Origin of the sequence: Sediminispirochaeta bajacaliforniensis DSM 16054 (assembly GCF_000378205.1) — a bacterium.
GTDB classification, from domain to species: domain Bacteria; phylum Spirochaetota; class Spirochaetia; order DSM-16054; family Sediminispirochaetaceae; genus Sediminispirochaeta; species Sediminispirochaeta bajacaliforniensis.
The window spans coordinates 21,745-37,217 of sequence record NZ_KB899419.1 but is presented as its reverse complement, the minus strand read 5'-3'; the positions used below and the strand labels follow the sequence as shown (position 1 = coordinate 37,217).

The window sequence follows — 15,473 nt, the reverse complement described above, 5'->3', positions numbered from 1 at the left end:
AACAGTAGTAGAATATTTTATTGACAGCCATACGAAAGAGACTTATAATTTTTTGTGTTAGTTAAGTAACTTAACTTACTTATAAAAGGAGAACATCATGTTGCACATCGGAATAATCGGGTGCGGAGGAATGGGAAGCACCCACAACAAAGCATATAAATCGGCAGCACAGAAACATGACGTCGCTGTCGTCGCCCTTGCCGACTGCAGACAGGAGTTTCTGGACCAAGCGCAACTCACCTGGCCGCAGGCAGAAACCTACACGAATGGCATCGACTTGATCAATAAAGCACATGTCGATGCCGTGAACATCTGCCTGCCAAGCCATATGCATACCGATCATGCGGTACGTGCAATGGAGAAAGGCATAGCGGTCCTCATAGAAAAACCCGTCTGTATCACGGAAGATGAGTGTAAGCGTTTACTTGAAACCCAAGCAAAAATTGGAACTCCCGTAATGGTCGGTCATGTACTCCGTTTCTTCGATGAATATGCATTCCTTAAGAAGGCCTTTGATAAGCAGCTCTACGGAGAATTGTTGTCAATTGATATGAAGAGGCTGGGAGGCGACGTGCTATGGGGATTTGAAGATTGGTTCCACGACGAGAAAAAAAGTGGATCGGTTATGCTTGATCTACATATTCACGATGTGGACTTTCTCCATTATCTCTTGGGAAATCCAGATGTTATGGAAATCGAAACAGAAGCATTTCCCTCGGGGTTGATCAACCATGTCGTTGCACACTATCGCTTCGCTTCGGTGAGGGCCTCTGCGGAAGGATTGTGGGATCCGTCACCGAATCGTCCTTTTGAAGCCTCATTTACAGCGGTATTCGAAAAGGGAAAACTCTCTTTTTGCAGCTCGAAAAACCCTAGCCTAACCCTCACCCTACCGGTCGAAAACGACAATCCACAACCGCTTATGCGGTTTGCCCCCCTCCATAGTGACATCACAGATGTCACTATGACAGGTCTGGATCCTTACTGCAAAGAGATTAACTACTTCACGGAATGCCTGATAGAGGGGAAGCCTATTGAACAAGCAACACTCCAGGACGGCGTAGATGCCGTGCGCTTAGTCCTGAAGGAACAGAACTATAGAAAATCGTAATATAAGGAGGAATTATGAAACGATTTATTGCAACGAGTCTCGCATTGGTGGTCACCTTGACCGGGGCATGGGCAAACGGACAACAGGAAAAAGGATCATCCCGGTCAGATGAGATAGTCCTGTATGTTTTCGATGCCCATGCATACGGCTTAGAGCAATATGCCGAGATGGTCGATAAATTCGAAGCGGAGCATCCCGGGGTAAAGATTGAGGTCCAGCATGCAGCAAATGATTCCCAGTCATTACTACGCTCCCGAATCAATTCCAATGATATTCCCGATGTCTTTGATGTCGAATCGGGTACGCTGGCGTTGAGCTACTATGAATATGCATACAACTGGTCGGACGACGCCTCAGTATTAGCAAAATTCAAACAATCGGCGATTGATACGGGAAAAGACAGCGATGGAAATGTTATGTCGCTACCATGGACCTATGAGAATATGGGCCTTATCTATAACAAAGACCTGTTTGCAAGAGCAGGCATCACGAAATTGCCGTCAACCATGGATGAATTGGAGGCTGCATGTAAAAAGCTGGACGCAAAAGGTATTCCGGCATTTGCCCTAGCAGGAAAAGAAACATGGGTACTTGCCCAGACGGCAACTCATTTTATGATGGACAAGGGACTTGATGCTGAAGGGGTCACTGAACAGCTGAACAACGGGCAATTGAAATTCAAAGAGATGAAGAATTTTCGAAATCTGTTCCGCTTCCTCGATTTGGTTATGAAGTATGGCGTCAAAAAACCTCTCGAGGTTGATTGGGAAACCTCAGAAAACAAGATTGCGAATAACCAAGCCGCCATTATTCATATGGGTGACTGGTGTCAATCAACCTTGGATTCTTTCAATCCTGACGCGCACCTTGCGTTTCTCCCCTTTCCGGTCGGCAATGATCCCAAGGAAACGACGCTTCTGTCTTCCTGTAACTGGACCTATATTGTTAATAAGGATTCTGACCATCTGGAGCTCGCAAAAGAATATGCCGAGTATATTTTGTCATCGGATATGGGTCAGTACTGGATGTGTGAAGGGGTCGGTGCCGTTCCAGGATGTAAGACCCAGAAAAACATTAGGGGTTACCTTGCAAACGATGCAAAGACATATATTGCCGAAGCTAAGACCAACGGTTGGATTCATACGAGGGCTCCCCTGGGCTTCAACAATGCGCTGGGTGGATACCTTCAAGCATATATGATCGGACAAATGAGTGCAGAGCAGGTAATTGCTGCGGCACAGGATTTCTGGGACAAGGCAAAAAACTGATCAATGCCAACCCAAACGGGCCGTTTCAAAAAAGTTTTTTTGGGACGGCTTCAACTATTATTAATGAGAGAATATGAATAACAACGCTTCGGAAAAACTCATTTTCGGTATCTTTGTGCTTCCTTCCCTTGCATTCGTTTTGTTTGCAACAGACATTCCCTTTCTCTTGAATCTTTATTACTCGGTCTTCGATTGGAACGGCATCAGCAAATCGATGAGCTTTATCGGCATGGGAAACTTCGTTAAAACCTTTACCGATGATGCCCTCTTCTGGCAATCGGTATCTTTCACCCTACGTTTTACCCTCTTTTATGTCGTATTGGTGAATATAACATCTTTGATGGCCGCCTTAGCGCTGCAGAAAGGTTCCACTGTTTCCATACTGGGAAGGGCATTTTTCTATATCCCCTACATCATCAGCCTTACGGCAATCGGTCTCATCTGGAAATTCCTTTTGGGACCGGGCTTTGATGCCCTTTATCAACTATCAGGAAACGAATTTTTCGGTATCAGTTGGTTAGGAGAGCCCAAATACGCTTTCATCATCGTTGTGGTCATGTCCGTCTGGCAAACCCTCGGATTTTATATGATCAACTACATAACAGGTTTAATTGCGGTGCCAACCGATCTCTTAGAAGCAGCAACCATAGATGGGGCCAATGCAATACAACGTTTTTTTCATGTTACATTACCGATGATTATGCCAGCCATCTCTATCTGTCTCCTTACCTCCCTCACCTTCGCATTTAAGCTCTTTGACATCATTCTGGTGTTTACCAAGGGAGGACCAGCAAACTCAACAGTAACGGTTACCTACGACATCTATAAAGAGGCATTTATCAATAGCAACTATGGGCTGGCCACGGCAAAATCATTAATCTTTGTTGCTTTTGTATTAATCGTAACCCTGTTCCAAACGAAACTCACCAAGAAGCAGGAGGTCGAAATATAGTGGCCCGAAAAAAATATGGTACAATAGGAAAATTTGTGGCATTGGCTATTTCCATCTTTTGGCTTTTCCCGCTGGTAATGATCTTTATCAACTCATTCAAGCCTTATAATGATATGCTGCAACACTTTTTGTCCTTACCAAAGCAGTGGTCGTTAGATAAATATATCGAAACGTGGCAAATCTTTCATTTGTCCCGCTTAATGGGAAACACCTTATTCTATACCTTCTGTACGGTTTCTCTCGTTTTAATTATGGCGCCCATGGCGGCATATAAACTTTCCAGAACAAAAAGTACGACAAGTCGCGTATGTTTTGTTCTTATCATCCTTCCCATGATGGTACCGTTTCAATCGTATATGATTTCCCTTACCAGGTTTATCGCAGGCCTGCATCTATCAGGTACGCGTATTGGTTATATCTTGGTTTCCGCAGGTTTGTGTGTGCCCCTGGCAGTTTTTATGATTCATGGATTCGTAAAAGGCGTTCCCCTGGAATTGGAAGAATCGGCACGTATCGACGGGGCAGGGAGAATAAGAACCTACCTGCAAATCGTGTTACCGCTCCTTCAACCGATTATAGTGACCGTCATTGTTTTAGATACCTTGGCAACCTGGAATGACATCATTATCAACCAATTGATCGTGGGAGGAAAGAGTGTCGCAATGAATATTCAGAATGCTTTGTATATGAGATTCTCGGCACAAACAGCCGATTGGGAACATGCTCTTCCCGGAATCGTCATCTCTATGATACCCAGTTTGATTTTCTTTGCCTTCATGCAAGGCAAGATCATTAACGGCGTTACGGCCGGAGCAGTAAAAGGATAAAGAAACAAGGAGAAACATATGTACATTGGTGTAACCATCCCAATAGAACACTCTTCCAATATTGAAGTATTATTTTCCCAGGCACAAGAACTTGGCATTCGTTCCTGCCAGATAGTATGCTGGGACGAAGAGGCAATGACTTCTGAAAAGGCCGAAGAGATTCAAAATGCACGAAGGGTAACCGGTATGGCCATTAGCGGATTTTGGTGTGGCTGGAATGGCCCTAGGGTTTGGGATTTTCAGCAGGGCCCCATCACTTTGGGGCTGGTCCCTGCCGCTTATCGTTTTCAACGCATACAAACACTTCTTGCCGGCTGTTCATTTGCCTGTGAAATTGGTGTAAAAAATCTCATCACCCATGCAGGATTTCTACCGGAAAATCCCGCAGCAAGCGAATATGCCGAGGTGTGTGCTGCCTTACAGATAGTAGTCGATGCCTGTAAAGCCAAAGATATAAATTTTCTGTTCGAAACAGGACAGGAAACACCAGTTACGTTGAAACGAACCATTCAGGATCTGGGGGAGGACCATATCGGAATCAATCTGGATCCGGCAAATCTTATCATGTACGGTAAGGCCAACCCCGTAGATGCGCTCGAAGTTTTCGGGGAGTATGTCATGGACGTGCACGGCAAGGACGGCATGTATCCTACTGACGGACATCAGCTGGGCAAGGAGGTACCCCTGGGAGAAGGAAAGGTTGACTATCCCCGTTTCATCGCAAAGCTGAAAGAAATCGGCTATGACGGAGCCATCACGATCGAACGTGAAATCTCGGGAGAACAACAGATCAAAGATATTATCTCAGCAAAAAAATTACTGGAACCACTATTGTGGTAAGAGCGTATGAAAACGACGATTTTTTTGATAATGATGATGCTCTGGGAAATATGATAGTTTTGTACAGGCAGTATTTTAGCCAGGTGATCTCTGCTCCCTTTCGGGGAGAGAGATCACCTAAATTCGTGCACGCCTTTCTCATTTTTTTCGATAAAAATCTGGACATTCCATATGGGAAATAGGAACTCTCTCCCCCGTGTCACGAGCCTGCGATAGGGCTTCGGTTACAACTGCAGTGATATAACCATCCCAGGCCGACGGTCCTCCGACCCGGCCCTGCTTTACCGCAGAGACCCACTCTTGAAATTCAACTTCGTAGGCCTCTTTGAAACGTGCCTTCCAGTCGGAAGAAATGGCGCTCGCCTTTTTACCGTTGTTTTTTACCAGAACCTCAGGAGGAGAAGGGAGAGATACAATTCCGTCTTCACATACAACCTCGCAATTGATATCATATCCATATTGACAATTTATAAAGATTTCGACAGTTATCAGGATTCCTGTCTCGGTACGAAGAATAAGAAATTGCGGATCATGGAGATCACTTCCGCTATGTCTGCTGTTTTTTGCCATAAGAACTTCACATGATACATATTCCTCTCCAAGCAGCCAGCGGCAAATATCAATTTCGTGCGAGGCACTGCTTTGGATTGCCATGGGAGTAGTGAAACCGGGGATGGCGGCATTTCGGTGTGAGCAGTGGAGGACCAATGGAGCTCCATAGGTACCCGATTGCAAAAGAGTCTGTACGGCCCGATATCCCGGATCATATCTCCGCATAAATCCGACCTGGACAAGCTGTTTTCCTCCTGCAATCTCCGCATCGAGGATATGTCGACCATCGGTTGATTTTGGGGTCAGAGGCTTTTCGCAGAACACAAATTTTTTCTCTTCGATGGCCTTAAGCACGTAGCGCGCATGGGTTTCATCCGAAGAGGAGACAACAACGGCATCTACTTCACTCGATTCGATGAGCTGCTCCCCACTGGAAAAAACGTTTACGCCAAAACTTTCGCCCAAGGATCTGGAAACTTTTTCATTAATCTCAAAAATTCCGGTTACCGTCGCGCCCTGGACCTTTTCATTAATACGCTTCAAATGATCCTGGCCAATTGCCCCACAGCCAATAATTCCGATACGTAAATCACTCATCTTAAAAAACTCCTTCACACGCTTTCAGAATTGCCGTCACCGCATTCTTTGTCCCATTCTGAGGATATAATTCAAAACCAATTACACCGCTATAGCCGACCTTAGCCAAATGCTTGAAGACATTATGATAGTTGATGGCTCCTGTCCCGGGCTCGCCTCTTCCCGGAGCATCGGCAACATGAATGTAACCCACCGTATCAATATATTTTGAAAGGGTTTCGCAGATTTTCCCCTCGTTAAGGTACATGTGGTACGCATCGTAAAGGATCTTCATGTGAGAAGATCCGGTGGCTTTGACCAATTCGGCTGCCGTCTGCGTTTTCGTTAAAAAGTTTCCGATGTGATCGACAACTACATTGAGAGCCTCAAGGAGAAAGGTAATCCCCGCCTTTTCAGCAAGAAGCGATATTACTTTCAAGTTATCAAACATCGTCAATAGCTTTACCGTATCGGAATACTCTTCAAAGAAATCAGCAGCCCATTGAGGTTCGTCCGCCAGTTCATTCGAATGGATCACCAGTCTCGGAGAACCAAGAAATTTTGCTGCGTCAATTGATTTTTTGATATAATCAATATATTCCTTTTTTTTCATAGGATCACACATCGAAAAGGGACCATCACCACTCATTGTTGAAAGTGACAAGTCACTCTCTTGTAAGAGAGCTTTCACGCGAGGTAAGTCCTTATCCTCCCAGCCCCAGAACTCAATATAATTGAAGCCATCCTGCTTTGCTGCAACAAAACGTTTTTCCCATGGAAGCTCCGTATACAACACTTCAATATTGGCTGATTTTTGCATTCTTATCCTCCTATGTATGACTCAACGTGCATAAAATAGAGCATCAATACATAATATACTGCATTATAATGCATCAAAAATAAATCCACACAATAGATTTCCTATATAATTATTGATACTATAAGGATTTTTTGTACTTGTCAATAATTTTATTACGCATCATTACGCATCATTGCTAAGTAAACATCTAGTATTGTGACATGTGATGCGTATTCATTGACATATGACAATAGCGCGTTTACAATGAAGAATCACTAACTGCTTGGAGCTGTATTCTGATTTCAATGAGAGAATTGGCGAAACTGGCCGGAGTAAATCAATCGACTATTTCAAGAAGTCTCAACAATCATCCCGGTGTCTCTTCGGAAACCAGAAATCGAATAATTGAACTGGCCAAGGAACATGGATACTACACAGATCAGGACTCACCGATAAAACAAACAAAAGAGAAAAATGTTATTGCCGTTCTGCTGGCCGACAATTTTTTTACGAACTACAACGACCACTTTCTTGAATCGCTTTTTATTGCTGTCTTTGAGGAAATTGATAACGCAAATTATCTTCCAATAATTGTTTACGATCAATATAAAAGCAAAGGGATAAAAAAAGTTGAGAAGCTCTTGTCGATTGGTAATATAGCAGGAGTCATCATCATAAATCGCGAGTATTGCACCGAGATCGACGAGTATCTAAAAAAAGAGCATGTTCCACATATCTATATGCATTACTTTGACAGGACATCGTCCGCAGAAATTAATATTATTGATATGAACCATTTTCTGGGAGGATATATAGCAGCGAAGTATCTACTGGAATTAGGTCATACAAATATCCTTACAGCAACTTCATACGGCCGGGAGTTCGAAGAGCGCAGTTCTGGTTTTGCAAAGGCCATGAATGATGCCGGTATAACAGTCTCAAAAAATGATGTTATGTATGTAGATCATAATTTTGATGCAGGCTATCGTTTCGGCCTCAATTATAAAGAAAAGCTTAGAGAATACAGCGCATTATTCATACAAAATGATTTAGCCGCCATCGGATGTATTAGGGCCCTGTGCGACGAGGGGATACGTATTCCCCAAGATCTTTCCGTTATCGGATATGATGATATCGATGCCGGAAGGTTTTGTCGACCTACCCTCTCAACTGTACGTCAGTCTGTTCGGGAACTTGCAAAGGCAGGAGTTAATCGCATCACCCATCTTATTTCATCACAGGAGACGAGCCTCATGCAGGTCTTTTTGCAACCAAAACTTATCGTAAGGGAATCTACAACGCAAAAGCGAAAGTCATAACATGAATAAAAAACAAATCAAGACACGAAAGGAAAATATCTATCTCTGGTCGATCGCCTTAATCGCTTGCACCATCGCATGGGGAGGAATTCACCCTGCAACAAAAAGCCTCCTTATCAATAGAGTCAACCCATTTCTTGTAGCCTTCCTCAGATTTCTTGTCGCTTTGTTGACTACTCTTCCATTCTTCATAGCCGATTCGGGAAAGCGTCCGCGACCATCCTTAAAAGATACCTTAATACTCTCGGGAATCGGTATCTTCGGGGTAGGATTCTTCTCTCTCCTTCTTTCTTTTGGGTTGGAATTAACAAACGCCACAAGCAGTTCCATCCTTATAAACTCCCAGCCAATCTATGCTGCCATCCTTTCCGTCATATTCCTTAAAGAAAGATTCACCTTGCGGCACCTATTTGGGATCATTCTAGGATCGATAGGCATCCTCTTCGTTGCGACCAGGGGAACGTTTTCCTCAATTGGAATTGGAAACGACTATATTATGGGGAACATACTGTGCATCCTCGGTTCTCTTTGTATAAGTGTATACTATGTAGCTCTTAAGAACTATATACGCACATTCGGCAGTATTATTCCAACCTTTATCTCTACCGCATCGGGAACTGTGGTACTTCTCGTCGTTGCCATTGCAGGAAAGAGCGACTTCCATGAAGTAATGCGGTTGGGATGTACCAACTGGATGTTGATTCTTTTCGTTGGTGTTATAGCAACGGGGTTTGCGAATATTGTCTTCAATCAGTCACTCCATGCAATAGGCGTCATCAGAGCTACAGGCTTCAAATTCATGGTTCCCGTATTCGGAGTCATCCTTTCGGTTTTTCTGTTGGGGGAACGGGCGAATATTTGGGTCTATACCGGTATCGCCATCGTCCTCGCCGCCATTTATTTTCTTCAAACAGGAAATCTAAAAAGATCTCGGTAGGGTTATTGGCATTACTGCCTTTCAGATGGGCGTGATTCAATCAGTCCGGGAGATTCCGGGTTTCCTCACCTTTTTCGTGATCTATCTGCTGATATTCTGCAGTGAACATCGTTTTGCCGCCATTTCTGCCGCTGCATGATCTTTTTTATATCATCGGAGGATTATTAATCCTCGTAAGTTTGTTTGCATTAACACAGAAGCCGGTAGAGACAATTCTTTATCCACAAAAAAAGCACCTTCTATTCCGAAAACGTTATTGGCTTTTTTACCTTCTCAATTTTTTTAATGGAGCTCGCCGTCAGATATTCGTGGTGTTTGCGGTCTTTATCATGGTTGAAAAGTATCACCTTATTGTTGGTTCGGAATTGCTCTGTGTTCTCTTGTTTTGGCACAATTCATAAAAAATCAGTAACAATTTGCTGCAAAAGCGAAAAGTCGCTATCATATATATGAAGAGGTACATAATTGCTTTTCAAAACCAAAGCCTTTATTGGACTAATGGGGGCACTCTGCGGTGCCTTTTTCCTCTCATTCCTCTCTGTTTTTCAAAAAATCCTTATTCATGCCCCCATCTCCCTTCAAGGCTTTATTGTTCCGACATTATTCGGCGGTTTCACCGGAACATTGATCTTACTTTGGGCACAACGCTTAAAAGAAGCAAACATCACCCTCCAAGCTTCCAATAACGAAAAAGAACTTCTCTTGAGAGAACTGCATCATCGTGTAAAAAACAATTTACAACTAATATCAAGTATCATTCATCTCTCCTCTTGCTACCCCGGGGGTCGGCAGGGAAAAGAACAAACTTCCAAAATAGAATCGCGTATACTCATGATATCGCATATTCAGGAATCAATGTATCAGAAAGAATCCTTGAGCCAGGTATCAATAGTCCAATTAATAGATACCGTTATTAGCTTTTGCACCATGAGTGTTTGCAGGAAAGATATTTGTATAACAAAACAGATACCGGTTGAAGAAGTCTGTCCCACTCCTCTTCCCTTAGGCTTACTTATATATGAACTCTTCTCCAACTCGGTTACACACGCTTTTCAGGCATCGACACCTTCGCCCAGCATCACAATAGCAGTAACGCGGGAAACGATTTCGACGCTATTACTGCGGTTTAGCGATAATGGGCAGGGGTTTTCATTCGACCCCCAATTTTCTCAGAAGGAAGCAGGTATAGGTCTGCAGCTGATCACGGCTTTGAGTCGACAACTCAATGGAACGTTTGCTATTTGTTCAACACCTCGTAACGGAATGAATTTCACACTGCGCTTCCCTACTGTTCCGAATCCCGGTGAGCTCATGATAGACGCCTAATGTGATCGACAAGGGTAAAACAGAAAATAAAAGGATATCCATTCACCACCGGCTTTACAAACAGTAGCTATTCCAACAGAAAAATTTCAACGCGCCTGTTTTGCCTCCGACCTTCCTCGCTATCATTAGAAGCAACAGGCTGACTTCCCCCAACCCCGTCATAAAGAAATCGGCTTTCATCGAGGCCTCGCTGGGACAATTCAGAGATAATACGTCTGGCCCGATCTACAGAAAGTTCTTTCTGACTCTCTTTCGTTCCAACATCGGCTGTGTGTCCGACGACAAGAAAAGATGTGTCACGAATTTGTGATAAAACCCGAGCGAGTTCATCGAGACGAGAAATCTCTTGAGGAAGGATTTCCGCCTCATCAGGCTTAAAATGGATGTTGGGAAGCGTAAACACAACCCCCTCCGAACGCTCCTCAACAAGGATGGAGGTATCATCATCTCGGCCACTACCATCGGAAGCTGCTTCATGGACGGCAGTGTTCCCATCACTCAGGTCCGCGATCATTCGATTGATGGATGCCCCATCAACTCCCGTATACCAAATAAGCCGAAAGCCTTCTTCATCACTTGTCGTTCCATCATCCGCAACCGTACGCCGTATAATTCGTTCTTTCGAGAAAAGCCCCCCCTCCTGATCAAGATACAGGAGCATCTCGCCCTTTACTGTTCCAAAGAGCTCATGGAGGGAAGTGACATCCTGCATTCCAGAAATCTGGTAGGGCTTCAGCCTGAGAGAATATTCATAACTAATAGCCATGACAGGCCTCTCTTCGTACGATCGGTTTCCCGTTATGCGATATGTAACCATAGTGGGCACAGAAATCTGTTTTCCTTCCCAGAAAAGAGAATCCTGGGCAGGGGCCGACCATGTAGAAACCTGATCTTCATTATCTTTTGGAAAACAGGGGATATTCATTCTAACGGGGGGGAGTGCGCCGCTTAGAATCCGCATTTCCCCCGAATCATCAATAGTAAAAGCCGTTCGATAGTTGATCTCAAGAGGTACGGCCTGATAGGTTTGCTCACGTCTCAGAGCTCCTGTCCCAAAATAGACGCCCTCATACTGAGGCGGGTAAGAAGCCTCCGATCTAAAAAAACTTCCGTGAATCTCCCTGCTGAGAAATCCCTTATATGCCCCATCCGTACGTACCGAATAATCCTCTCGAATGGTGACGGTATAGCGGTTTGAACGCTGGAATCCTCCCGTCTGCATGGATTGTCCATATAGGCAGAGCAAAGAGTGCGGCCACAAAAAGATAAAGAGTAAAAAAAGAGGGCCTTTCCAAGAGAAAAACCCTCTCAACATGGTACCTTCGTATCGAGACATACGAACCGGCTTTCAGAACTTACCAGTTATCCTGCATATCATCGATATCCCGATGTTCTTCGGCAAAAAGATCAGTGGTTGCACGAAGGTCATCGAAATAGATGTAGTAAGAACCGTAGGCTTCCTTTGGATCACAGTCAATGGTAAAACCTTCGATCTTTATCCCCATCTTATTATTGTAGTGATAATCCCGCTGAACAATAGAAGTCGGAATTGCAACAGTAAGCTTCTTCCAACCGGTAAAGTTCAATTTACCCATGGTCACTTCAGCTCTATTCCCGAAATGATCAGAGAGGAGCATCTTTAAAACGTGAGGGCTGTTTCGTCCCACAACCCAGACACTTACGGTCTTACAGATTCCTTCTACAGGCATCGGACGAACAGGGGTAAGCGTAAACTGGCTGTTACCACGCTTAAAATACTCAACCTTGATACCAAGGACATTACTGTCGTCTTCGGTAATTCCGGCCTGAGCTTCCGCCTCAAGCGGCTCTTTATCGATAGGAGATCCGGCGAGTCTTCTCAAGGTTACAAGTCCCTCATCCTTTGACATCGAAGCAGACCAGAAACCGGCATCCTCGAATTTGGAAATAGAAACTTCTTTCAACTTCTGCTGCGCCGTATCAACCCCGATCTCGGTAGGATTCGGTTCTCCGACAGCTGCTGGAGTTGCCGACTGTGCAACGACAACCATCGGAACGACGGCTACCGCTATCAGCATGAAAAGCAATTTTCCTGCTAATCTCGTTTTTCTGGTCCTCATTATTACTCTACCCCTCCCCAAACTTCATCGACTTTTTCGGGATCGGTCAACTCATCACCGTCAAAGCGCGAAACAAAAACATCGGTAAGCACTTTTATCTGATCAAGATAGAAGTAACAATCATTCACGGATTCAAGCGGCTTTGTCCAAAGAACAACCTTAACAAGCTGTAACCCCTCAAGATAGGGAGCATAATTTCGCGACTGAGGGATGTAAGAAGGAATATTCACAGTTAAGTTCTTCCATCCGGTATAATTAAGACTACCGAGATTCAAAACATGAACCACTCCCCGCGGATCCATGATATGAACCTCGAGGTAGTAATCGAAATCAGAGCCCCATGCCCACAAATCGATATTCTTCACACGGCCGGGGATGGGAATCGGATTAGGAACCGTATCCCCATTCTCATCTTGGGTAACAGGAATAAACTCTATGTAGTTATATCCCTTCCTATCAAACTTAAAATAAGCGCCAAGGGCCTGCAGATCCAAACCCTCCCGATTCGCTCCGTAAAGCGCTTCAGGCCACGCTTTCACATAGGTCTGCTTCGGGAACCCTTCGGTGACGAACTTACTTCCCTGAACTAACCAATCCGTGGTCCTCGTTTCCGGATCAAAAGATTCCAGAACGTGAGAAACCAGGTTTTCTGTCTGCTCATCAGCACAAAGCAGGGAGGGCGCAAGAAAAATTAACGCCGAAAGGCACAGAAACAGCAGGACGCCTCGTTTCATTCCTAACTCCTTTTTATCTAGCAAAAAATCATCGCATATCAGTAAGCAGAATTATATTTCTTCACATATTCTTTGTCAAACCATTTTCCCGAAAGGAAAAATCAACGGAGTAAGGCCAGTTATGGGGTCCCTACTTCTTGACCCCAATGCATCTCCTTGATTAGAGTAATATCATAAGTCTAATTGAATTTATATGAGGAGCGTATCATGATTTCCTACAAAACATTGGGTCTGTCGAACACGAAAGCGATGTTTGCCGGAGCCATCGACGGCGGTTATGCCATTCCCGCCTACAATTTCAACAACATGGAGCAGCTGCAAGCTATTATAGCTGCTTGCGTCGAAACGAAATCGCCGGTAATCCTGCAGGTTTCTTCCGGTGCCAGAAAATATGCAAACTCCACCTTGCTGAGATTTATGGCACAGGGTGCCGTCGAGTATTCCAAGGAACTCGGTTATGAGGTACCAGTAGCACTACATCTCGACCATGGCGATAGTTTTGAACTCTGCAAAGATTGTATCGATAGTGGATTCTCTTCCGTCATGATCGACGGCAGCCACCTTCCCTATGATGAAAACGTCGCTCTTACCCGTAAGGTTGTTGAATATGCTCATAAGCAGGCCGACTATGTTACCGTAGAAGGCGAGCTTGGCGTCCTTGCAGGCATCGAAGATGCGGTTGTAGCGGAAAAATCAACCTACACCCGTCCCGAAGAGGTGATCGACTTTGTCAAAAAAACCGGAGTTGACAGCCTTGCAATCAGTATCGGTACCAGCCACGGAGCAAATAAGTTCACACCGGAGCAGTGTACCAGGAATGCGGATGGGGTCCTTGTCCCCCCTCCCCTTCGCTTCGATATCCTTGAAGAGATTGAAAAGAAACTTCCCGGTTTCCCCATTGTGCTTCACGGCTCTTCTTCTGTTCCTGTCGAATACGTAAAACAGATCAACCAGTACGGTGGTGCACTGAAAGATGCGGTGGGAATTCCGGAAGAACAGTTGCGTAAGGCTGCAAAATCCGCCGTATGTAAAATCAATATCGATTCCGACGGGCGTCTCGCCATGACGGCGGCGGTGCGAAAGGTTTTAGCGGAAAAACCTGCGGAATTTGATCCGAGAAAGTATCTTGGACCTGGCCGTGACGAATTGAAGACAATGTACAAACGAAAGAACATCGAGGTTCTTGGCTCGGCAGGCCACGCCTGATCGATTTTCACTGACGAATAAAAAGGGACTGCTCTAAGGCAGTCCCTTTTTTTACAGCACCGTTTATATTGTCATAGTGCCGATGTTGGAAAGCGTTTATATCAACACAGTATTAAAGCACCGTATCAACCGATGATTCATCGTCCTCCACAGGAAGAGGCCGAAGCCGAAAAGAGGGCAAGGCTGCCCCGATCGCAAATTTTAGCATAAGGAGCGAAGCCGCCAGAACAAGGAGGGCAAGTATCGATGCAAAAAGATGCTGATTGATCAAAACGAAAGCGGGGCCCAAGGCGATGAAAAAAGAAACGCCGAGAACGCCTATAGAGGAAAGGACCCATCGATTTCCGCCCTCAGGCTGGACGAAGAGAAGCGAAAAGGCCCAAAGAAACATCATACGGGCAACAAGTGCAAGAGGAAGGAAAAAGAGTGCGAAAGCGTTATACTGCTTAAACCAAAAAATCGCTTCAACACATCCCGAAAACATCGAAACAACGACGGCATAAAGCAAAGAGCCAAACAAGAGCCTTTCACCGGACAGAATTCGTTCCCTGGCTGATCTCCACAAAGAAAAACCGATAAAAGCCGCCGCCATCGGAGGGAGATCGAAAAACAGCCACCGGTGCAGGAGATAAGGAGCAAATGCATACGTCTTAATCCCCCCGATACCCCAAAAAAGAGTGATGGCCGTACCTATCCAGAACCACAGGAAGGCCCGAATCCCGGCAGGGAAAAAGAGTTTGTCCCGATACCAGCCGGGGAAAAGCCAGAACAATAGCATACAGCCGATAATCGGAACAGCAAAAATCAAAAATATTACCATAACTTCTCGAGGCTATCATAAACCAGCATCGGCTGCAACGGTTCGCTATCACCCTTTGACTCTTTTTGATGTGAATGTTATAGTAGTTTCCACTTTGAGTTGACCGG

15 protein-coding genes are annotated in these 15,473 nt (G+C 44.8%); 9 read left to right on the top strand and 6 right to left on the bottom strand.

The features are described from left to right. The first annotated feature begins 97 nt into the window (after window positions 1–97). The 5 genes from F459_RS0113985 to F459_RS0113965 all read left to right on the top strand — a co-directional run bounded on the left by F459_RS0113985 (window position 98) and on the right by F459_RS0113965 (window position 4,998). Complete coding sequence (locus tag F459_RS0113985) at window positions 98–1,111, top strand: Gfo/Idh/MocA family protein (RefSeq protein WP_020613341.1); 1,014 nt, start codon at window positions 98–100, stop codon at window positions 1,109–1,111. 14 nt (window positions 1,112–1,125) lie between these two features. After that, on the top strand, window positions 1,126–2,379 hold the full coding sequence (locus F459_RS0113980; protein ID WP_020613340.1) for an ABC transporter substrate-binding protein: 1,254 nt from the start codon (window positions 1,126–1,128) through the stop codon (window positions 2,377–2,379). Between the two features lie 73 nt (window positions 2,380–2,452). Then, window positions 2,453–3,331, top strand: coding sequence for a carbohydrate ABC transporter permease (locus F459_RS0113975; RefSeq protein WP_020613339.1), 879 nt, complete (start codon window positions 2,453–2,455; stop codon window positions 3,329–3,331). A 77-nt stretch (window positions 3,332–3,408) separates the two neighbouring features. Next, window positions 3,409–4,158, top strand: a complete 750-nt coding sequence (locus F459_RS0113970; protein WP_081623743.1) for a carbohydrate ABC transporter permease — start codon at window positions 3,409–3,411, stop codon at window positions 4,156–4,158. Window positions 4,159–4,176: 18 nt separating this feature from the next. Further along, window positions 4,177–4,998 carry a sugar phosphate isomerase/epimerase family protein gene (locus F459_RS0113965; protein ID WP_020613337.1) on the top strand — a complete coding sequence of 274 codons (822 nt, stop codon included), beginning with the start codon at window positions 4,177–4,179 and terminating at the stop codon, window positions 4,996–4,998. A gap of 138 nt (window positions 4,999–5,136) precedes the next feature. Here the strand turns inward: F459_RS0113965 and F459_RS0113960 are convergent, their stop codons facing one another. After that, complete coding sequence (locus F459_RS0113960; protein ID WP_020613336.1) at window positions 5,137–6,147, bottom strand: Gfo/Idh/MocA family protein; 1,011 nt, start codon at window positions 6,145–6,147, stop codon at window positions 5,137–5,139. A gap of 1 nt (window position 6,148) precedes the next feature. Beyond that, complete coding sequence (locus F459_RS0113955) at window positions 6,149–6,946, bottom strand: TIM barrel protein (RefSeq protein WP_020613335.1); 798 nt, start codon at window positions 6,944–6,946, stop codon at window positions 6,149–6,151. Between the two features lie 284 nt (window positions 6,947–7,230). Between F459_RS0113955 and F459_RS0113950 the strand changes: the two genes are divergently transcribed. From F459_RS0113950 to F459_RS0113930, 3 genes are all read left to right on the top strand, one after another. Further along, window positions 7,231–8,244 carry a LacI family DNA-binding transcriptional regulator gene (locus F459_RS0113950; protein ID WP_020613334.1) on the top strand — a complete coding sequence of 338 codons (1,014 nt, stop codon included), beginning with the start codon at window positions 7,231–7,233 and terminating at the stop codon, window positions 8,242–8,244. A gap of 1 nt (window position 8,245) precedes the next feature. Continuing rightward, window positions 8,246–9,181 carry a DMT family transporter gene (locus tag F459_RS0113945; RefSeq protein WP_020613333.1) on the top strand — a complete coding sequence of 312 codons (936 nt, stop codon included), beginning with the start codon at window positions 8,246–8,248 and terminating at the stop codon, window positions 9,179–9,181. A gap of 465 nt (window positions 9,182–9,646) precedes the next feature. Then, window positions 9,647–10,507 (top strand): sensor histidine kinase, encoded by an 861-nt coding sequence (locus F459_RS0113930; protein ID WP_020613332.1) that lies wholly within the window; start codon window positions 9,647–9,649, stop codon window positions 10,505–10,507. Between the two features lie 67 nt (window positions 10,508–10,574). Here F459_RS0113930 and F459_RS0113925 read toward each other — a convergent pair whose 3' ends face one another. The 3 genes from F459_RS0113925 to F459_RS0113915 all read right to left on the bottom strand — a co-directional run bounded on the left by F459_RS0113925 (window position 10,575) and on the right by F459_RS0113915 (window position 13,340). Next, complete coding sequence (locus F459_RS0113925; RefSeq protein ID WP_020613331.1) at window positions 10,575–11,729, bottom strand: OmpA family protein; 1,155 nt, start codon at window positions 11,727–11,729, stop codon at window positions 10,575–10,577. Window positions 11,730–11,862: 133 nt separating this feature from the next. Then, window positions 11,863–12,606, bottom strand: coding sequence for a flagellar filament outer layer protein FlaA (locus F459_RS0113920; protein ID WP_020613330.1), 744 nt, complete (start codon window positions 12,604–12,606; stop codon window positions 11,863–11,865). A gap of 2 nt (window positions 12,607–12,608) precedes the next feature. Beyond that, window positions 12,609–13,340, bottom strand: a complete 732-nt coding sequence (locus F459_RS0113915; protein ID WP_020613329.1) for a flagellar filament outer layer protein FlaA — start codon at window positions 13,338–13,340, stop codon at window positions 12,609–12,611. Between the two features lie 207 nt (window positions 13,341–13,547). Between F459_RS0113915 and F459_RS0113910 the strand changes: the two genes are divergently transcribed. Next, window positions 13,548–14,546, top strand: coding sequence for a class II fructose-bisphosphate aldolase (locus tag F459_RS0113910; protein WP_020613328.1), 999 nt, complete (start codon window positions 13,548–13,550; stop codon window positions 14,544–14,546). A gap of 112 nt (window positions 14,547–14,658) precedes the next feature. On the opposite strand, the gene F459_RS0113905 is transcribed toward F459_RS0113910, so the two are convergent. Continuing rightward, on the bottom strand, window positions 14,659–15,354 hold the full coding sequence (locus F459_RS0113905; protein WP_245540178.1) for a hypothetical protein: 696 nt from the start codon (window positions 15,352–15,354) through the stop codon (window positions 14,659–14,661). Window positions 15,355–15,473 lie beyond the last annotated feature (119 nt).